Origin of the sequence: Kitasatospora sp. NPDC127035 (assembly GCF_042726075.1) — a bacterium.
Taxonomy (GTDB): Bacteria; Actinomycetota; Actinomycetes; order Streptomycetales; family Streptomycetaceae; genus Kitasatospora.
This window is the reverse complement of the sequence record NZ_JBHXDN010000010.1, coordinates 177,712-197,771: the sequence shown is the minus strand read 5'-3', so window position 1 is coordinate 197,771 and position 20,060 is coordinate 177,712. Positions and strand designations below refer to the sequence as shown.

The following is a 20,060-nucleotide window of genomic DNA, read 5'->3' as shown; positions in this document are numbered from 1 at the left end:
ACTTTGAGCTTATCAGACGCTTTCCGCTCCGCTTCCGGCGCTTCCTTCGTCCAACTCGCTGGCGTCTTCTGCGGCTTGACGCCCCGTCCGACGTTCTGAACTGTAGCCGACCCCCGCTCCGAAAAGCGAATCCGACCGCAATCCCCGAAAGTGAGCACGCCAATTGGACCCTGGCCGGAACGTATCGAAAAAAGGACGACACGCCTCGGCCCGAATACAGGAAGAGGTGGTGTTTCAGAGGATTGGCCGCCCCGGGACCGTCCGCGCAGATGCGTGTCCGGTGCTCCCTGCCAGGCAACTCGGAGAACACTAGACCTCGTGGGAGACGGAGTCAAGTGCCGGCTTCCGGGCGGGTGACTCCTCCTCCGTCGGCAGCTGGAAGGCGAGGACGGCGACGTCGTCGTCGTGGTCGGAGGTGACCCCCATGGCGCGGAGCAGACGGGCACAGACCACGTCCGGGGCGCCGACCGCGCCGGCCAGGGTGTGGGCGAGAAGGTCGAGGCCCTGGTCGATGTCCTCGTCCCGACGCTCGACCAGGCCGTCCGTGTAGAGGACGCCGGTGGTGCCGGGGAGAAGGCGGAGGGTGTGGGAGAGGTGGACACCGCCGCCGGTGCCCAGCGGCGGTCCGTTCTGCTCCTCGCTCCGCAGGACGGTGCCGTCGGGGCAGCGCAGGAGCATCGGGAGGTGACCGGCCGAGGCGTAGCCGAGGGTGTGCCGCTGCGGATCCCAGACGGCATAGGTGCAGGTGGCGATCTGGTTGGCGTCGATCTCCATCGCGAGGCCGTCGAGCAGACTCATCACCTTGTGCGGCGGGAGGTCGAGGCGCGCGTAGGCGCGGACGGCCGTGCGGAGCTGGCCCATGACGGCGGCGGCGCGCAGGCCGCGGCCCATCACGTCGCCGATGACCAGGGCGGTGCGGCCGCCGTCGATGGCGATGACGTCGTACCAGTCGCCGCCGACCGCGGCCTCGGCGCCGCCGGGCTGGTAGGTGGCGGCCACCCGGAGGTCGGCGGGCTGGTCGAGCTTCTGCGGGAGGAGGCTGCGCTGGAGCGTGACGGCGGCCTCGCGCTGGCGGCGCTCGGACTCGCGGAGTCGGGCGGCGGCGAGCACCTGGTCGGTGACCTCGGCGGCGAAGATCAGGACGCCGGCGGTCCGGTCGTCGGCCGCGCCCGGCTCGCCGTGGCCCGCGTCGCGGCTGAGCGGGACGCAGGAGACGTTGTAGTAGCGGTTGCCGGTGAGGCCGAGGATGCAGCGGGCCTTGACGCTGCGCGGGCTGCCGCCGCGGATGACCTGGTCCATCAGGGGCAGGACCCCGAGGGTGCCGAGTTCGGGCAGGGCGTCGCAGGCGGGCAGGCCGGTGGACCGTTCGCCGAAGAGCTCGCGGTACGCGCGGTTGGCGTAGCCGAGCTGGTGGAGCGGTCCGTAGGTGACGGCGACCGGCGCGGGGATGCGGTTGAGGACCTCGCGGAGGTCCTGGGGCCGGTGCGGGTCGAACACGCCGGTCGGGTCGAGTACGTCCAGGAGCCCGGAATGGCCGGTGGGGCTGGTGGGGTCTCGGGGGCTGGGCACCACGACGCCGTCGCCGGACGGCGGGCCCTGGTCGGTGCCGTCCCCGGCCGACGGGGCGGCACGCCGCGGGACTCCGGTGAGCCGGGCGCTCCAGCGCATGAGGTTCAAACGACGGCCGCTTCCTCGGGTTCCAGACATATCATCACTTTTTGTATGCACATCAGCACACCGGGTAATGACTCGGTCGGGCAGATCCTGTCAGGCGGAGACCCGATTCCGGAAGTCGCCCGCGCCCGGCGCGGTCGTCGGATCGGTGACGGCGGGACTCTCCCGGGCCCCGGTGACGCGTCCGCGGGCCCCCGGGGGGTCGCGGACGGCGCCTCACGTGGGCCGGTCGTCGGCGAACTCCGGCTGCTCGGGCTTTCCGAGCGAGACCACCTCGCGGGAGAAGAGGCCGGCCAGCGCCCAGTCCATCAGCACCCGCACCCGGCGGTCCCCGCTCGGCAGCCGTCGCAGGTGCCGGGCCCGGTGCAGCCACCAGGCCCGCCGCCCGGTGAGCCGTCCGCCGCGCCGCGTGTGGGCGACGGCCCGCCCGAGGCCCAAGGAGGTGGAACAGGCGGGTGCGCCCGGCCGGTACGCGACGATGCCCGCGCCGTGCGGCCCCCCGACCAGTGAGGCGAGCACGTTGGCGGCCAGCAGTTCGGCCTGGGCGAAGGCGTGCTGGGCGTTGGGAGCACACGGCGCGCCGTCCGCGTGCGGGTCGGGCACGGCGGCGCAGTCCCCGGCGGCCCACGCCCCGGGCAGCGCCCGCCCGTCCGGTGCGAGCACCTGGAGGGTGGGCAGGCAGCGGACCCGGCCCGTGGTGTCCAGTGGCAGGTCGGTCTCGCGCAGCAGCGGGGCGGGGCGGACGCCGGCCGTCCAGACCAGGGTGCGGGCGGCGAACCGGCTGCCGTCCGAGAGCGCCATGACCCGGTCGGCCGCGGACTCCAGGGTGGTGCGCAGCCGGACGTCCACGCTGCGCTCGCGCAACTGGGCGAGGGTGTGGGCGGCGAGCTCCGGCGACTCCTCCGTGAGGATCCGGTCGGTGGCCTCGACCAGCACCCAGCGGAGGTCGCCGGGGCTGATGTTGTGGTGCCCGCGGATCGCGTACCGGGCCATGTCCTCCAGCTCGGCGAGCGCGCCGACGCCCGCGTACCCGGCGCCGACGAAGACGAAGGTGAGCGCGGCCTGGCGGAGGGCCGGGTCGCGGGTGGTGGAGGCCAGGTCGAGCTGCTCCAGGACGTGGTTGCGCAGGCCGACGGCCTCGCCGACGGTGGAGAAGCCGCGGCCGTGTTCGGCCAGCCCGGGGACGGCAGCGGTGCGGGAGACCGAGCCCGGGGCCAGGACCAGGACGTCGTAGTCGAGCTCGACCGGTGCGGGCGGCTCGCCCTTGGCGGCGGCATCGGCCCAGGCCCGGCGGGTCGCGTGCTCGATCCGGGTGATCCGGGCGGTGAGCACCCGGCAGTCCGGCAGCTCGCGGCGGAGCGGGACGACCACGTGCCGGGGGTCGATCGAGCCGGCGGCGACCTCGGCGAGCAGCGGGTGGTAGGTGAGATAGCCCTGGGGCTCGACCAGGGTCAGTTCGTCCTCGCCGCGGCGGAGCCGCTCGCGCAGGCCGCGCTGGAGGTGCAGGGCGGTGGACATCCCCGCGCACCCGCCGCCGACGATCAGGATCCTGATGGCGCACCTCCTGTCGATGGGGCCGGCAGCCCGCCTTCGACCGGGCATGCCCCCATCACGCCCACCAATAAAGGACCGCCGGGCCGCTCTTGTCCACCGCCTGTGCTGTGACGGATGGGGCGTGAGGCGACTCGTGGGGACGAATGTGCTGCCTGGGCGAGTTTCTGACGCACTTTCGGCCTCGAACTGCCGTGAACTATGGTCGGATTGTGTGGCGGAGCGGCCACCGCCATGTCAACTGGTGGCGACGCACCGTGGATCGGTCATTACGGCCAGTTCTAGTGTTGGCGGGAGAACCCGACTGCGGGACCGTGATCCGGGGAAGGGTAGTTCCCGGGCGAGGCCCCGGACGGGCGCCGCCACACCGGGCCGGTCGTACCCGGAACGTTCGGCGGTACCCGCCGGAACGGGCCCGGGTGGTCTGCGCGTGGCCGCACCCGCGGCCGGGCGGTACCAGCGGCACTAGCGATGGGGCATCGGTCATTTCTTTCAGGCGGAGCTGCACCGGGGGGTGCAGGGGCGGGCGACGACAGGGTCCGGGATCGGACGCCTGCGGGGGAGAGTTGGGATGATGGAGCAGGAGCGACTGTTGGGGCGAGCGGGTGCGGCGCACCCCGGCCAAGGCGTGGTGCCGGAGCAACGAGGCCCCGCCGAACCACCTGCACAGCCCGGGGCGGTGTATTCGGCGGCCCCGTACCGGGGTGAACCGGTGCCGGCCGGTGGGCCGCTGCCGGGCGCACGCCTGAGGGTGGACGCCCGGCGGAATCTGGAGAGCGTGCTGCGTGCGGCCCGCGAGGTGTTCGGCGAGTTCGGATACGGCGCGCCGATGGAGGAGGTCGCGCGCCGGGCCGGGGTCGGCGTCGGCACGGTGTACCGGCGCTTCCCGAGCAAGGAGGTGCTGGTCCAGCGGATCGCCGCCGAGGAGGTCGCCTGGTTGACGGCCCAGGCGCGCGAGTCGCTCTACGGCGGCGGCGGCGCGTGGGAGTCGCTGGCCGGGTACCTGGCCCGGGCCGTGTCCACCGGGGCCGGGCGGCTGCTGCCGCCGGAGGCGTTCCGGTACGCGGAGGAGCTGGGCCGGGTGCCCGAGCAGCGCTCGCCCGACGTGGTGGGGCTGAACACGGCGTTCGGTTCCGCCCGGTACGAGCCGCTCCCCGGCGCGCACGGCGCGCACGCGGGCGGGACGTACGGAGGCGGGACGTACGCCGGCGGGCCGTACGGAAGCGGGACGCACGCCGGGGGGCCGCAGACGGTCGAGGGCGAGGCCGGCGTACTGGTCGCCGACGCCGATCCGCGGCTGCTGCTGCAGCTGCTCGCCGCGCTCGTGGCGCGTGCGGGTGCGGCCGGCGAGCTGCGGCCCGGGGTGACCGTCGCGGACGTGGTGCTGGTGCTGACCGCGTCGGTACCGGTGCACGCCGCGCGCAGCGGACCGGCGGCGCTGCCGGCTCCGGCAGGGGGGCCGGTGTCCGGTGCCGCCCCGGTGTCGTCGGCGGTCTCCGGGGTCGGCCCGCTCGGGGAGGCGACCCAGTCGCCGAGTGGTCGGCAGACGGACGGTCAACCCGGCGAAGGGCCGGCCGACCGGTTGCTGCAGATCCTGCTGGACGGTCTACGGGCACGCTGATCATCACCCGGGTCGGGCGCTCTCCGTCCGCCCCGGGCAAGGAGGTTGGAGATTCGGGCAGCGCGCGGACCTGGTCGCGCGCCGGGTGCGGCCGCCGTCGCCCCGGGTGACGGGAGCAGGGCGAACACATCCGCGACGGCCCCACGGAAGAGTGGGTCACCGCCGGTCCGGCTACCGCCCAACTCTGCGCTATGCCATCCTTTGCCCGTGGTTGGAGCCAATGTCCCGATGCGCGCCGTTCGCGCGCACTCGGCGCCGTGCAACGGGGAATCGTGCGCCCACGCACTCCCGCGCGCCCTGCCACACTACGGGGGCTGTCGTGGAATCTGGGGTCCGTTGTGAGCGCCGAGGAACAGAACGACTACGGCTACGGCCTCGACTTCGGCCGGTCCGCCGCGAGCGGGCCCGACCTGGGCCCTGACGGCCCGGCCGCCGGTCCCGCCACCCCGGGCGCCGGACCGTCGGGGCAGCTGCAGCCGGAACAGACGCCGCCCGGCCCGTTGCAGTCCGCACAGGTGCCGGACCAGGCCGGGATGCCCAGCCGCGAGACGCTCTCCGCCTCCGCCGCCGCCCTCCCGCAGGGCCGCGTACCCGGTCAGGCCCCGGCCGGGCTGGGCAGCGTCACCCCCGGGGCCTTCGTCGGCCCCGGCACCCCGGCGCGCCCCACCGTGCCCGCGCCCGCCGACCCCGTGGACGGCGAACGTCCCGCTTCCGACGCCGAGTTGACCGCCATGGTCCGGGCCGGCGACGACACCGCCTACGAGGAGATCTACCGCCGGCACGTCGACTCGGTGCGCCGTTACGCCCGGACCTGCTGCCGGGACAGCTTCACCGCCGAGGACCTGGCCGGCGAGGTGTTCGCCCGGACGCTTCAGGCCCTGCGAGCGGGCAAGGGGCCGGAGTTCGCCGTCCGCGCCTATCTGCTGACCGCCGTGCGGAACGTCGCCGCAGCCTGGACCCGCAGCGAGCGGCGCGAGCAACTCGTCGACGATTTCAGCGTGTTCGCGCAGACCTCGGCGGCCGTCGTCGACCTCGACCTGGCCGACCCCGGCGCCGACGCCTGGGCGATGGCGCTGGCCGACCAGCGCATGGTGATGCAGGCCTACGCCGAACTTCCCGAGGACGACCGGGTGGTGCTCTGGCACACCGAGGTCGAGCGGGAGTCCCCCAAGACCGTCGCGGTGATGCTCGGCAAGACCGCCAACGCGACCGCCGTCCAGGCCCACCGGGCCCGCGACCGGCTGGCCGCCGCCTTCCTCCAGGCGCACGTCTCGGGCAGCCAGGAGCGGGACTGCGAGGCGTACGCCAACCGGCTCGGCGCCTACGCACGGGGCTCGCTGCGCAAGCGGGCCTCCGCGGAGGTCGGCCGACACCTCAAGGAGTGCGACCGGTGCACGGCCGCATGCCTGGAGCTGTCCGAGATCAACCACGGACTGCGGGCGCTGCTGCCCGGCGGCGTGCTGGTCTGGATCGGTGTGGGCGGGTTCAGTGCCGCCGCGGCCGCCGTGGGCGGGGCGGCGGTGGTCGGCGGTGCGGCCGCCGGCACCGCGGCCGCCACGGCGGGCGGCTCGGCGGGAGCAACGGCCGGTGCCACGGCCGGGGCCTCGGCGGGAGCCGCCGGGGCCACCGGCGGGACCGCCGGGGCGGCGGGTGGAGCGGCCGGGGCAGGCGCCTCGGGCGGGGGCGGGGCCGGCGCCGGCGCGGTCGGCGAGGGTCTGGGCACCGCGGCCAAGGCCGGGATCGCCGCCGCCGTCGCGGTGGCCGCAGCCGCCGTCGCCGCCTACGCGCTCACCGGCTCGCCCGAGCCGAAGCCCCCGGTCGCCGCTCCGCCGGTCTCCGCGCCCGCCGCGCCCGCACCGCCGGCTGCGCCGGCCCCCGTGCCGGAGCCGGAGCCGGTGCCGAGCAGCCCCCGACCGGCGCCGGTCGAACCGGCGCCGAGCCCGTCCGCGCCCCCGCCGCCCGTCCCGACGCCGAAGGCCGTGCCCCCGCAGGCGCCGCCGGGAAAGGCGCCCGCCGGCACTCCGGCGGCCTCGCCGACCCCCACACCCCCACCGAAGCCCACGCCGACTCCCACCCCCACCCCGACGCCGCCCCCGGTTCCGGTCCCCGTGGTCCCGACACCGAGCGTGCCGCCGGTGCCCACGCCCGAGGTGCCGGTGATCCCGACGCCGACGCGGCCCCCGCAGCCCACACCGACCGTGACGCCCAGCGCGCCGACCCTGCCGCCGCTGCCCGAGCCGACGGACTTCTGGGCCGACGACCTTCCGGTGGTCAAGCCCGGCAACAACCGCGTGCCGCCGCCGCAGCCGAGCATCCGGCAGAAGGGCAGCGACTGGTTCTGGCAGCGGGACGCCGTCAGCATCGACGGCGCCCGGCACGCGCACGGCATCACCGTGCACGCCCCCGCCACCACGCTGATCGACCTCAACCGGAGCTGCACGTCGTTCGACGCGGTGGCCGGGATGGACGACCTGACCGTCTCGATCGGCGGTGTGGTCTTCTCGGTGCAGGGCGGTGACGGCCGCACCCTGTGGAGCTCGCCCGCCCTGCGGGCCGGCGATCCGGCGGTGCCGGTGCACGTGCCGCTGGCCGGTCAGAAGTCGATCCGGCTGGTGGTGACGCCGGCGAACGGCGTCTGGTCGGCGCTGAACATGGCCGACTGGGCCGAAGCCCGCTTCAGGTGTTCCTGAAGCGGGCTCCGACGGGCGTCGATCCGTCCCCACGGTGATCCGGTCGTGCGGTGATCCGTCTGTGCGGTGATCCGGTCGTCGGACGATCCGGAGGGCGGACGCGGACCGGCCGCGTGCCGGGTGATCAGACGGCGCAGGAGCCGTCCGCGCAGGACTCGCCGGCCGGGACGACCGGCACCGGCGCGGGCCGGCGCTCGCCGATCTCGGAGGCGACCTGCTCCAGCACCTGACGGAAGGCCTCGGCCTCCTGGCCGCCCTGGACCGCCCACTTGCCCTCGAAGACGAAGGTCGGCACGGCGGTGATGCCCAGCTCGCGGGCCTCGGCCAGCTGCGCGCGGACCTCGGCGACACCCTCGTCGCCCGCCAGGTAGGCGGTCACCCGGTCGCGGTCCAGGCCCGCCTCGACGGCGACACCGGTGAGTGCGGCACGGTCGCCGACGTCCACGCCGTCGGTGAAGTGCGCCTTCAGCAGCGCCTCCTTCAGCCGGCCCTGGACGGCCGCGCCGTACTCGGTCTCGGCGAGGTGGAGCAGCCGGTGGCCGAGGAAGGTGTTGGCGTGCAGCGCGGCGTCGAAGTCGTAGGTGATGCCCTCGGCCCGGCCGAGCTCGGCCACCCGGGCGTCCATCGCGACGGACTGCGGGCCGTAGCGCTCCGCCAGCCACTCCCGGTGCGGGCTCGCCGTGGCCGGGGCGTCCGGCACCAGCTGGTACGGCCGGTAGACCACCTCGACGTTCTCCTTGCCCGCGAAGCCGTCGAGCGCCTGCTCGAAACGGCGCTTGCCGATGTAGCACCAGGGGCAGGCGATGTCGGAGTAGATCTCGACCTTCATGACGGGGGCTCCAGGGGTGGAAGGGATGCGGTCCGAGATAGGTGAACGGTGAACCATCTCGGGACATTCCCGACAGGCCCGCAGGTGGCCCGCGACTCAGTGCTCGGGCGGCGCCGGAACCACCAGGACCGGGCAGGCGGCGTGATGGACCAGAGCGCCGCTGACCGAGCCCAGCAGCAGCCGGGCGAACCCGCCGTTGCCCCGGGTGCCGACGACCACCGTGTGCTGGCGGGCCGAGGCCGCCAGCAGGACCTCGATCACGTTCCCCAGCACCACGTGGAGCGAGAACTCCCCCTCGTACGGGCGGGAACGGGCCTCCTGGACGGCGGCCACCGAGCGGCGGAGGCCGTCCGCCATCGACTCGACCAGGGTCTCCACGCTCTCCTGGACGAGTTCGGCCATCCCCGGGGGGTACCCGGCCGGCGCCGGGTTGACGACCGCGAGCACGTACAGCGGCAGGCCGAACACCTCGGCCTCCGTCATCGCCCGGTCCAGGGCCCAGAGCGAGCCGTCCGAACCGTCGCACGCCGCCAGCACCCCCGGCGGACGGCCCGTCGGCGGACGGCCGAGCACCGACAGCACGACGGGGACGGACGGGTCCGGACTGGCACTGGTCACCACGGCCTCCGCAGGGGAAGGGGACGGAACGCCCCGCCATGATCGCCCGCACGGCCCAGCCGCACGGGCGAGCCGCGCCGGGCGGACGTCGGTGCGGCTCGCGGCGGGAGGGGTGCGGGGCGGGCGCGCGCAGCGGGGCGCAGCGCGTCGTGGACGACCGGACCGGGGCGGGGCGGGGCCGACCGGGGCGGACGGGGGCGGCAGGATCAGGCCAGGTTCGCGCAGGGCGCGGGCGGGCGGCCCGGTGCGCACAGGAAGTCGGACCGGCCGACGTCCTGCTCCGGACGGACCCCTGCGCGGGCGCGCCGGGCCCCGGGGCGGGGCAGCCGTACCGCGGCCGGGTCAGGCGAAGCGGGGCGGCGTGAGGGCGGTGTGTTCGGGCAGGGGGAGGCCGGTCCAGCAGGCGCCGTGCCGGCGCGCGCGGACACGGCGGAGCCAGAGTTCGGTGGCCACCAGGTCGGCGAGGCCGGCCAGGGCGGCGGGCGCGAGGGGCGTCGCCGGGTCGGCGGCGCGGGCGAGGTCGGCGCGGACGGCACGGAGGTCGATCAGGCCGGCCTCGGCGAGCAGGGGTGCGTCGAAGAGTTCGGCCAGTCCGTCGGCGGCGAGCCGCAGGCCCGCCCGGGTGGCGGTGGTGCGGTCGGGCCGGGGGCCCCGTCCCCAGCCGGGCGGGAGGTCGGTGCGGCCGGCGCCGGCGAGGACGGCCTGCAGCAGGGCGGGCCGCGCGCCGGGCTGGAGCCGGACGTCGGCGGGGAGGAGACGGGCGGCGCGCACCACCTGGTTGTCCAGGAAGGGCGCGTGCAGCCGTTGACCGGGTTGCTCCGTGGCGTGGACGAGCGTGCGGAACCCGCGCGCGTGCCGATGGAGGGCGTGGCGGGCCCGGTGCGCGCCCGGGTGCTCCCCGGGCGCCGGTTCGCGCGCCGCCAGGCGGAGCCTGAGGGCGACGGCCGAGAGGGCCTCGTCCGAGAGCCAGCGGGCCGCCGGGCCGGGCACCACCCAGGCGAGGTCACCGACCGAGCGGGCACCCGCCGTGCCGCCGCCGTCCGCGACGTGCCGGAGGGTCAGCTTCACCGCGACGTCGTCGAGCGCGTCGGCGAACCTGATCCGGGAGAGCCGGTGGGCGGCCCGGACCACGGCGAGCGGGGTGCGCAGCGCGCCGACGAGCACGCCCGCGGCGGCCCGGTCGGCACCCGCCAGGGCCACCACCGGCGACAGGAGCTCCCGCGAGCGGCCGGCCCGGACCAGGTCGGCCAGCCGGGCCGGGTGCCCGTCCAGGACCTGCCGGGCGCCGTAGCCGGTGAGGTGGTCCGTGCCGCCGACGTCGAAGCGGGCCTCGGCGCCGGCGGCGGCGACCAGTTCGGGGCCGGGCTCGTCGGTGAGCCGGCCCGCGGCCGGGTCGGAGCGCAGGTGGGCGTACGGGAGGGTGGCCGGGCCGGGGGCGAGCACGGTGTGGCGCAGCCGGGGGACGTCGGGGGCGAGGGTCAGGGCGGCCGGGCCGTCGTCCTCCCCGGAACCGCCCCCGCCGCAACCGCGCCCGTCGAAGGCGGTCTCGCCGAAGGTGACGGCGGCGAGTTGTTCGGTGGCGGGCAGCGGCCGGGCGGCCGGGCGGGCCCAGGAGCCCTTGACCGCCCCGGTCCGGCCGGCAAGCCCGACTACCGCACCGGGCGCGGCACGGCCGCCGGCCCTGCCCGTCGCTGCCGCCCGCTCACCGGAGTCCGCGAAGTCCCCCACCGCGTCTCCTGGCGGGCTGCCGACCGGGTCGGCCCCGGCGGCCTGCGGACCGGCCCGGCGGGGCACGGCGGCCGGGCCCGAGGCGAGCGGGACCGCGGCGGCGAGCAGCGCGACGGTGGCGGACGCCGTCCCGTACGAGAGGTCCACGCCGAGCCGGGAACGCCCGGACCCGACGGCCTGCGGCGCGGTCCCGGCCGGGCTGGTCCGGACCCGGGAGCGGACCGACTCCAGCAGTGCCCGGGTGAGTTCGCGGACGGCCGCCGCCTCGCCGGGCGGCCGTGCGCCGTCGGCACCCGGTTCGTCGTACGAGGTGAGGTACGGGCGCCCCCCGCGCACGGCCAGCGCGTGCCCGGGCGGGACGCGCTGCACGCCGAGGTACGGGGTGCCGGTGCCGAGCGCCTCCGGCGACTCCGGGCAGGCGAGCCGGGCCGCCAGGTGGCCGGTGTCGAGGGGCGCGCCCACCAGGTCGGCGAGCGGGAGGGCGGCGGTGGCGTAGGCGGTGCCGCCGGCCCAGGGGGTGTGGAAGACGGGCTGGGCGCCGGCCAGGTCGGTCAGCAGCACGGTGGAGCGGACTCCGGTGCGCAGGACGGCGGTGTAGCTGCCGGGCCAGACGGTGAGGTGGCGGACGGCGCCGCCGCGGGCGGCGGCCAGACCTGCGGCGAGTTCGGCGTCGGAGGCGCCGCAGTGGCCGAGGACGGCGAGGCGGCTGGTGGCGGGGGTGTCCTCGACCCGGTCGGGACCGGCGTGGCCGGAGGTGACGGTGGCGGGGGCTCCCGGCCGGAGGGTGACCAGGCGGATCTCCTCGGGTCGCCAGTCGCCGACCGCCCAGAGCGGGTCGGGGCCGCTCCACAGGAGGCGCGCGGCGATCGGGCTCACTGCGCCGGGGGGCTCGTGCGCCGGGGCGCCCGGTCGGGGTGCGGCCGTGCACCAGCCCGTCAGCCACCGCATCGTGCCTCCACCGGACGAGGACCTGCACCGCGCGGCGCGTCCACCGCCGGGCGTCCCCCTCCATCCCGTGGTGCGCCGCGGCGGGCGCCCACCGCGGGCCGGCGCGCCGTCAGAAGACATGGTGCCACCGCTCGGCCGTCCGGTGACCGGAGTTGTCGTTTCCGGTGCGGGGAGAAACCGGGAGCGCGGCGAACGGAGGAGGACCGGGGCCGGGCAGCCGCGGCGCCCCGGGGAACTCCGGGCGACTCCGCGGGATCCGGGGTGCGGCGCGATCCGGGGCGTGAGTACCGCGGGTAGTCGGAACCGGCGGTCGAACGCCTGGGCGACCCGTTCCGGTGGGGCGACCCGGGCCTCCCCCTCCTCGGCCCGGACCGCCCCTCACGTCGCCTTGTCATGGCCATCGCGAAATGGCCGAAAGGCGTCGCTCAGTCCGGGAGGGCATCCGCATGCCCTCCCGGACTTCGCCGCCGCCCGCGGGGATGTAGACGGCGGCTTCCCCCGGCCCGCCGGGTCCTCGACGGCGGGCCGACCCACGACCACCAGCGAATCGCCGACCAGCCGGTCGGGCCAGGGGGCACGGCCGGGCGCACATCGACACGGGACCGGAGCACGGCACTCCGGCGCGCGGTCGGAACACCGCGGCACGGCCGGATCCGGGTGGTCCGGACCAACTCGCCGACCCGCCCGCCGGACGCGGCCGGGTGCGCGATCCCGCCATCCGGAATGCGGCCTCTTAACCCTCGGAACGCGTCCGACTACTCTAGGTACAGCAGCTACGGCCCGGTGCCGCCCGGGCCCCGCGCACAAGGCCGCAGGAGGTGCCCCCGCCACCATGACCGTCAGCCCACGAGGACCGAACGAACGGCTCGGCACGCTCCTGACTCTCGCCCAGATCAGCAACGCCGGGCTGGCTCGCCGGGTCAACGACCTCGGCGCGCAACGCGGGTTGACGCTCCGGTACGACAAGACCTCGGTGGCCCGCTGGGTCAGCAAGGGCATGGTGCCGCAGGGCCCCGTCCCGCACCTGATCGCCACCGCGATCGGCGGCAAGCTCGGGCGGCCGGTCCCGCTGGAGGAGATCGGCCTCGGTGACACCGATCCGGCGCCCGAACTCGGCCTGGCCTTCCCGCGCGAGGTGTCCGAGGCGGTCCGTTCCGCCACCGACCTCTGGCGGGTCGACCTCGACCTGCGCCGCGGCCCCGGCGGCGGCCGCTGGAGCGACAGCCTGGCCGGCACCTTCTCCGTCGCGGCGTACGCGACCCCCGTCTCCCGCTGGCTGATCACCCCGGCCGACGGCTCGGTGGCCCGCGAGCTCCCCCTGCGCTCCCCCGTCGAGGCGGGCTCGTACCGGGTCGGTCACTCGGACGCCGCCAAGCTCCGCGAGGCGGCCCAGGAGGCCCGCCGCTGGGACTCCAAGTACGGGGGCGGGGACTGGCGTTCGTCGATGGTCCCGGAGTGCCTGCGGGTCGAGGCCGCGCCGCTGCTGCTGGCCTCGTACAGCGACGCGGTGGGCCGTGCGCTGTTCGGCGCGACGGCCGAACTCACCAGGCTGGCCGGATGGATGGCCTTCGACACCGGTCAGCACGAAGCCGCCCAGCGCTACTACATCCAGGCCCTGCGCCTGGCCCGGGCCGCCGCCGACGTGCCGCTGGGCGGCTACGTGCTGGCCTCGATGAGCCTGCAGGCCTGTTACCGGGGCTTCGCCGAGGAGGCCGTGGACCTCGCCCAGGCCGCACTGGAGCGCAACCGGGGCCTGGCCACCACCCGCACGATGAGCTTCTTCCACCTGGTCGAGGCCCGGGCCCAGGCCAGGGCGCGCAACGCGGCGGCGTGCGCGACGGCGCTCGGGGCCGCCGAGAGCGCGCTCGAACGGGCCCGCGCCGGGGATCCCGATCCGGCGTGGATCGACTTCTACGCCTACGACCGGCTCGCCGCCGACGCCGCCGAGTGCTTCCGGGACCTCGGGGTGCCGTCCAAGGTCCGCCAGTTCACCCGGGAGGCGCTGGCCCGCCCGACCGAGGGCTTCGTCCGCTCGCACGGCCTGCGCCTGGTGGTCTCCGCGATGGCCGAGGCCGAGGCGGGAAACCTGGACGCGGCGGTCGCGGCCGGCGAGCGCGCCGTCGAGGTGGCCGGGCGGATCTCCTCGCAGCGCAGCCGCGAGTACGTGGTGGAGATGCTGCGCCGGCTGGAGCCGTTCCAGAGCGAGCGCCGGGTGCGGGAGCTCGCCGAACGGGCCCGCTCGGTGATCGTCGCCCCCGCGTAGGCGGCGCCTCCGGACACGGTCGGACGCGGTCGGACGCGGTCCGACGACCCGGCAGCCCGGACCCACCGGGCGGCCGGGCAACCGAACGGCCGGACTGCCGGACTGCCGGCGTTAATTCGGATGCACGGCCGGAAGGCCCCCGGATATCGTCCTTCTCGTCCAGGTGCGCAGGCAGAGGTTACTTCCACTTCGTATGGGCGGGTCGCGGGTTCGAATCCCGCCACCGGCATTTCCGGCCGGTGTAGCTCAGTCAGGTAGAGCAGCTTCGTCACCTCAGCCGTCCTCGATCTCTGGACACCCATTCGTGAAAAGGTTTTCCGCACCTCCCGGTGCGACGGCAGCGGTTACTTCTTGGTGAGGCGCCGAAAGGCGCTGCGGTTCGAGCCCGCGACACCGCCGCCACTGTGATCTCGGGAGGCACGGCGCCGGGGTGCCCGGTGCGCAGGCCGGGGTTACTTCGGATCTTGGGGTTCCGGGTTCGAATCCCGGGCGGTCCGTGCGCGAGCGCGGCCGCTAGCTCAATCCGGTAGAGCACAAGCCTCTTGCCCCCGCCGTCGTCGGCCGCCGGGCCGGCACGATCTCGGGCACCCCTTCCTCCGCCGTGCCTCCCGCACGACTTCCACCAGCCAGCAGGGGGGTTCCACCATGTCGCGTTTCAACGTCCGCCGGACCAGGCCGAGCGCGAGCTCGCCCGTGACCACCACCGGGCAGCGTGCGGTCAATCACAACGGCGGCACCGGACACCTCCGCGACGCGAAGTCCGAACTCTTCCTGCTGGCTGTCGCGAACATGGTCGGGCAGGACACGTTCCACGAGCGCGGCGGCCGGCGCGACGACCGCTACACCGCGCTGGTCCGCGAACTCGCCGTGAGCGACCCGGAATGGACCCTCGGCCTGCTCCGCTGGCTCCGGCACGAGGGCCAGCTGCGGACGGCCGCGCTGGTCGGCGCGGCCGAGTTCACCCGGGCCCGGCTGGACGTCGGCGAGCCCGGGTACTCCCGCCGGGCGGTCGACGCCGTCCTGCGGCGTGCCGACGAGCCCGGAGAACTGCTCGCCTACTGGACGTCCCGCTACGGGCGCGCGCTGCCGAAGCCGGTCAAGCGCGGCGTCGCGGACGCCGTCCGCCGGCTCTACGACGGCCGCGCGCTGCTGAAGTACGACACCGCGTCGAAGGGCTACCGCTTCGCCGACGTGCTGGAGCTGACCCACCCGGCGCCCCACCCGGAGAAGCCGTGGCAGGGCGCGCTGTTCGGCTACGCGCTGGACCGCCGGCACCGGCCCGACGAGACCGCCCCGCCCACCGGCGACCCGCTGCTCACCGCCCACCGCGACCTGCTGGCGCTCCCCGTCGACCGGCGGCGCGCGGTGGTGACCGGCGAGGGCGGAGCGGAGCGGCTGGCCGCGGCCGGGATGACCTGGGAGGCGCTGGCCGGCTGGCTGCAGGGGCCGTTGGACGCGGCCGTCTGGGAGGCCGTCATCCCGTCCATGGGCCCGATGGCGCTGGTGCGCAACCTGCGCAACTTCGACCGGGCCGGGGTCTCGGACGCGGTCGCGGCCGAGGTCGCACGGCGGATCGGCGACCGGGAGGAGGTGCGCCGCTCCCGCCAGTTCCCGTTCCGCTACCTGGCCGCGTACCGGCACGCGCCGTCGCTGCGCTGGGGGCACGCGCTGGAGACCGCGCTCTCCCACTCGCTCGCCAACGTGCCGGCGCTGCCCGGCCGGACGCTGATCCTGGTCGACCGGTCCGGGTCGATGTTCGACCGGCCGAGCGAGCGGAGCGGGCTCAACCGGGCCGACTCGGCGGCGATCTTCGGCACGGCGCTGAAGGTCCGGGCCGCCGACGCCGACCTGGTCGAGTTCGGCTCGACCAGCCGGGTCGTCGAGGTCGGCAGGGGCGAGGCGGTGCTGCGCGTGCTGGACCGCTTCGGCAGCCTGGGCGGCACCGCCACCGCCGCGGCCGTCCGCGCCCACTACCGGGACCACGACCGGGTGGTGATCGTCACCGACGAGCAGACCGGGCCGGGCCTCCACGGCCACGACCCGCTGGCGGCCGTCCCGGCCCGGGTGCCCGTCTACACCTGGAACCTGGCCGGCTACGCCCTCGCCCACGCACCCGCCGGGCCCGGCCGGCACACCTTCGGCGGGCTGACCGACGCGGCCTTCCGGCTCGTCCCGCTGCTGGAGTCCGGGCGCGACGCGGACTGGCCGTGGGGGGAGCGCGAGCGCCGTTGACGCCCACTCGACCGGCCCCCGCCGCCGTGGCAGCATCGCGGGCAGGCGGGGGCCGGTCGGGGCGAGCGAGGCGAGGAGCGGGCGGTGGCGTACGACGTCGACGTACTGGTGGTGGGGGGCGGGATCGTCGGGCTCTCCACGGCGTACGCGCTGGCCGGGGCCCGGCCCGGGCTCAGGCTCACCGTGCTGGAGAAGGAGCCCGGGTTCGCCGCGCACCAGACCGGGCGCAACAGCGGGGTCATCCACAGCGGCGTCTACTACCGGCCGGGCTCGCTCAAGGCCCGGTACGCGGTGGCCGGCGCCGCCGAGATGGTGGAGTTCTGCCGCGCCCAGGGCGTGCCGTACGAGGTCACCGGCAAGCTGATCGTCGCCACCGGGCCGGCCGAACTGGACCGGCTGCGCGCGCTGGCCGAACGCGGCCGGGCCAACGGCATCCCGGTGACCGAGCTGGACCGCCGGGGCATCGCCGAGCACGAGCCGTACGTCACCGGCGTCGCCGGGCTGCACATCGGCACCACCGGCATCTGCGACTACCCCGGCGTGGCCGCCGCCTACGCCCGGCTGGCCCGCGAGGCCGGCGCGGAGATCCGGACGGGCGCCGAGCTCCGGGCGGTCGCCCGCCGGCCGGACGGCGTGACCGTCCAGACCTCCACCGGCGAACTGCGCTGCCAGGTGCTGGTGAACTGCGCCGGACTGCACAGCGACCGGATCGCCCGGCTGGCCGGCGACGACCCCGGGGTGCGGATCGTGCCGTTCCGCGGCGAGTACTACGAACTCACCAAGGAGCGCCGGGAGTTGGTCCGGGGCCTGGTCTACCCGGTGCCCGACCCCGCCTTCCCGTTCCTCGGCGTCCACCTCACCCGGGGGATCCACGGCGACGTGCACGTCGGCCCGAACGCGGTACCGGCCCTGGCCCGCGAGGGCTACGACTGGCGCACCGTCCGCCCGCGCGACCTCGCCGACACGCTCGCCTTCCCCGGCGCCTGGCAGATCGCCCGCCGGCACTGGCGCTACGAGGTGGGCGAGCTGCGCCGCTCGCTCTCCAAGCGGGCCTTCACCACCGCCGTGCAGCGGCTGCTGCCCGCCGTCACCGCGGCCGACCTGGTCCGGGCCGCCGCCGGCGTCCGGGCCCAGGCGGTGGCCCGGGACGGCTCGCTGCTGGACGACTTCGCGTTCGCCGGCTTCGACCCGGACGACCCGCGCTCCACCCGCCGTCTGGTGCACGTGCTGAACGCCCCCTCCCCCGCGGCCACGGCCTCGCTCCCGATCGGCCGTGAGGTGGCCCGCCGGGCGCTGGCGGCGCTGGACGCCGGCGGGTGACCCCCGCCCCCGCCCGGCCGGACGTGGGGACCGTCACAGGGCCTGCGGGCCGTGCCGGGCGGCCCCGTAGACTCGGTTGATTGTGACTGCCACCGCCCCGATCCCCCAGCCATCGCCCTCCGCCCGGCTCTCCGCCGCGCCCGCCGCGTACCCGGCGCCGATGTACCCGCACAAGGCCACCGAGGCCCAGCACAGCGAGCGGCGCATCCGCAGCTTCCAGCCGCGCCGGGGCCGGATGACCAACGCCCAGGCGGGCGCGCTGGACCGGGGCTGGGAGCGGTACGGCATAGCGATCGACGGCACCCCGCTCGACCTGGCCGCGCTGTTCGACGGCCTGCCGGTCACGCTGGAGATCGGCTTCGGCATGGGCGAGACGACCGCCGCGATGGCCGCCGCCGACCCGGCGACGGGCATCCTGGCCGCCGACGTGCACACCCCCGGCCACGGCAACCTGCTCGGGATGCTGGAGCGCGACGGCAGCCGGAACGTCCGGGCCGCCGCCGGCGACGCCGTGATCCTGCTGCGCGACATGCTCTCCGACGCCTCGCTGGCGGGCCTGCGGGTCTACTTCGCCGACCCGTGGCCCAAGCCCAAGCACCACAAGCGCCGGCTGATCCAGCCGTCCTTCCTGGACCTGGTGCTGCCCCGGCTGGCGCCCGGCGCGCTGGTGCACTGCGCCACCGACTGGGAGCCGTACGCCGAGCAGATGCTCGACGTGCTCTCCGCCTCGCCGGAGCTGGAGAACCTGCACCCCGAGGGTGACGGCACCGGCTGGCTGGAGCCCGCGGACCACCCGGACGGCTCCGTCCCGGGGTACGCGCCGCGGCCCGACTGGCGCCCGGTCACCAAGTTCGAACGGGCGGGCATCGCCAAGGGCCACGTGGTGCACGACCTGCTGTTCCGCCGCCGCTGATCCCCCGCCGGGTGTTCGACCCGGCGGTCGTCCGGCCTCCGCGACGGCGGCCGGCGGATGCGCGCGGGCGGGGGATTCGTCCCGACTCCTCCCGGCGGCCCGGCGATGTGGCCTACCCTGTGCCGGGTGAGCAGCCCGTCCGGCGGGCACCACACCACCGTGCGGGCCGCCGACGACCGAGAGATGCCTCCGCGCACCGCCGGCACCCGGACCATCCCGGGGCCCCGGGAGCGCCGGGTGCACCGGCTCGTGCCCTGGCCGACCCGCGCGGCCCGGACCGGGACCGGTGCCGTGCTCGGCCCGCCGGCCGCCCCCCGGACCGACCCCGCCGCCGACCCGCCCGCAGACCCCGCCGCCGATCCCCCGGCCGGCCCGCGGGCGTCCCGGCCGGGGCGCCCGCCCCGAGCGGCCCGCGCCGCCCGCTCGGCCGCGACCTCCTCCGTCACCGCGACCGCCGTCCTGGCCCTGACCGGCTGCGGGGTGCTGATCCTCCATCTGGTCCGCCGGCAGACCGGGAGCACCGGACTGCTGGTCGGCCTCGGGCTGGCCCTGGTCCCGCTGCCGTTCGTGCTCGGCGGCCTCGCCTGGCTCAACCAGACCGCCCGGGTCCCCCTGCGGCACACCGTCTTCTGCCTCGGCTGGGGCGCCTGCGCCGCCACCACGTTCGCGATCCTCGCCAACGGCTGGACCAACAGCTACCTGACCGCCCACCAGGGCAGCCTCGGCGAGGTGCTCGGCGCCGACCTGGTGACCCCGGTGATCGAGGAGAGCGCCAAGGGCGCCGCCCTGCTCGTCCTGCTGCTCCCGCTCGGCACGCGGCTCCGATGTACCGGCCGGGGCTCGGACCGCCCCTGTGCCTCCGTGCTGCGCACGCTGCCCGGCCCCCGGCAGCCCCGCGGGTACGACCGCCGCCCCGCCCTCGCGCACGCCCGTGGACGGCTCCGGCTCCGCCCCTACCTGCGCCCGCTGCCCTACCTGCGCCCCGCCCCGCCGACCCGCGACCACCGACGGGCCCGGTACCGGCCGCGCACGCTGGCCGCCGGGGTGGTCCTGGGCGGGATCACCGCCTGCGGCTTCGCCTTCACCGAGAACGCGCTCTACCTGGGCCGGGCCTTCACCGACGACCAGCAGCAGCGGCTGGACAGCATCGGGCTCGGCGAGGCGCCCAGCCTGCGGGACTTCGACGGCACCGTACAGACCTTCGTCCTGCGCGGCCTGCTCTCGCCGTTCGCCCACCCGCTGTTCACCGCGCTGACCGGACTGGGCCTGGCCCTCACGCTCACCACCGGGCGGCGCCTGCTGGCCCGGCTGGCGGCGCCGGCCGGGCTGGTGCTGTCGATGGCGCTGCACGGCACCTGGAACGCGGCCGCCGACCTGGGCACCCGCGGGTTCCTGCTGGTGTACGCGGTGCTGATGGTGCCGTGCTTCGCGGCGCTGGTCTGCTTCGCCGCCTGGGCCCGCGCACGGACCTCCCGGCACGCCCCGCACCACGGGAGGGGCACGGTGTCCGGACGGCGCGGCGGCCCCCTCGCGGGCGTGTTCCGGGGCGGGCTCCCCCGCCGGTTCCGGGGCGGCTCCGGGGCCCGCCCGGGGGGTGGTCCCGCGGGCGGTCCGGGGGCCGCCGGGGAACCGATTTCCCATTCGGGTGGCTCCCCCGTATAGTTGTGTTTACC

The 20,060-nt window shown here is 76.2% G+C and carries 11 protein-coding genes and 1 pseudogene; 7 read left to right on the top strand and 5 right to left on the bottom strand.

What is annotated here, in order from left to right:
* Positions 1–360 precede the first annotated feature (360 nt).
* Positions 361–1,677, bottom strand: a pseudogene (locus ACFWIC_RS09625) (PP2C family protein-serine/threonine phosphatase); the annotation flags it as partial.
* Between the two features lie 213 nt (positions 1,678–1,890).
* Positions 1,891–3,192: an NAD(P)/FAD-dependent oxidoreductase gene (locus ACFWIC_RS09620; RefSeq protein ID WP_380517325.1), complete on the bottom strand. Its 1,302-nt coding sequence runs from the start codon at positions 3,190–3,192 to the stop codon at positions 1,891–1,893.
* 811 nt (positions 3,193–4,003) lie between these two features.
* Between ACFWIC_RS09620 and ACFWIC_RS09615 the strand changes: the two genes are divergently transcribed.
* Positions 4,004–4,846, top strand: a complete 843-nt coding sequence (locus ACFWIC_RS09615; RefSeq protein WP_380517322.1) for a TetR/AcrR family transcriptional regulator — start codon at positions 4,004–4,006, stop codon at positions 4,844–4,846.
* Positions 4,847–5,184: 338 nt separating this feature from the next.
* Entirely contained in the window at positions 5,185–7,536 is a 2,352-nt protein-coding gene (locus tag ACFWIC_RS09610; RefSeq protein WP_380517320.1) for a sigma-70 family RNA polymerase sigma factor, read from the top strand.
* Between the two features lie 124 nt (positions 7,537–7,660).
* Here the strand turns inward: ACFWIC_RS09610 and ACFWIC_RS09605 are convergent, their stop codons facing one another.
* The 3 genes from ACFWIC_RS09605 to ACFWIC_RS09595 all read right to left on the bottom strand — a co-directional run bounded on the left by ACFWIC_RS09605 (position 7,661) and on the right by ACFWIC_RS09595 (position 11,659).
* Positions 7,661–8,365, bottom strand: coding sequence for a DsbA family oxidoreductase (locus ACFWIC_RS09605; RefSeq protein ID WP_329878510.1), 705 nt, complete (start codon positions 8,363–8,365; stop codon positions 7,661–7,663).
* Positions 8,366–8,461: 96 nt separating this feature from the next.
* A complete protein-coding gene (locus ACFWIC_RS09600) occupies positions 8,462–8,983 on the bottom strand; it encodes a universal stress protein (RefSeq protein WP_329878512.1) in 522 nt (173 codons plus the stop codon).
* Between the two features lie 342 nt (positions 8,984–9,325).
* Positions 9,326–11,659, bottom strand: a complete 2,334-nt coding sequence (locus ACFWIC_RS09595) for an asparagine synthase-related protein (protein WP_380517316.1) — start codon at positions 11,657–11,659, stop codon at positions 9,326–9,328.
* 832 nt (positions 11,660–12,491) lie between these two features.
* On the opposite strand from ACFWIC_RS09595, the gene ACFWIC_RS09590 reads away from it, so the two are divergent.
* The 5 genes from ACFWIC_RS09590 (at position 12,492) to ACFWIC_RS09570 (ending at position 20,049) form a co-directional block, all read left to right on the top strand.
* Positions 12,492–13,922: an MFS transporter gene (locus tag ACFWIC_RS09590; RefSeq protein WP_329878516.1), complete on the top strand. Its 1,431-nt coding sequence runs from the start codon at positions 12,492–12,494 to the stop codon at positions 13,920–13,922.
* A gap of 645 nt (positions 13,923–14,567) precedes the next feature.
* Positions 14,568–16,154: a TROVE domain-containing protein gene (locus ACFWIC_RS09585; protein ID WP_380517313.1), complete on the top strand. Its 1,587-nt coding sequence runs from the start codon at positions 14,568–14,570 to the stop codon at positions 16,152–16,154.
* 84 nt (positions 16,155–16,238) lie between these two features.
* The gene (gene lhgO / locus ACFWIC_RS09580; RefSeq protein ID WP_380517310.1) at positions 16,239–17,474 is read left to right on the top strand and encodes an L-2-hydroxyglutarate oxidase; all 1,236 of its coding nucleotides are present in this window, start codon (positions 16,239–16,241) and stop codon (positions 17,472–17,474) included.
* Positions 17,475–17,556: 82 nt separating this feature from the next.
* Positions 17,557–18,387, top strand: coding sequence for a tRNA (guanosine(46)-N7)-methyltransferase TrmB (gene trmB, locus ACFWIC_RS09575; RefSeq protein ID WP_329947900.1), 831 nt, complete (start codon positions 17,557–17,559; stop codon positions 18,385–18,387).
* 126 nt (positions 18,388–18,513) lie between these two features.
* Complete coding sequence (locus tag ACFWIC_RS09570) at positions 18,514–20,049, top strand: PrsW family intramembrane metalloprotease (RefSeq protein WP_380517307.1); 1,536 nt, start codon at positions 18,514–18,516, stop codon at positions 20,047–20,049.
* Positions 20,050–20,060: the final 11 nt, after the last annotated feature.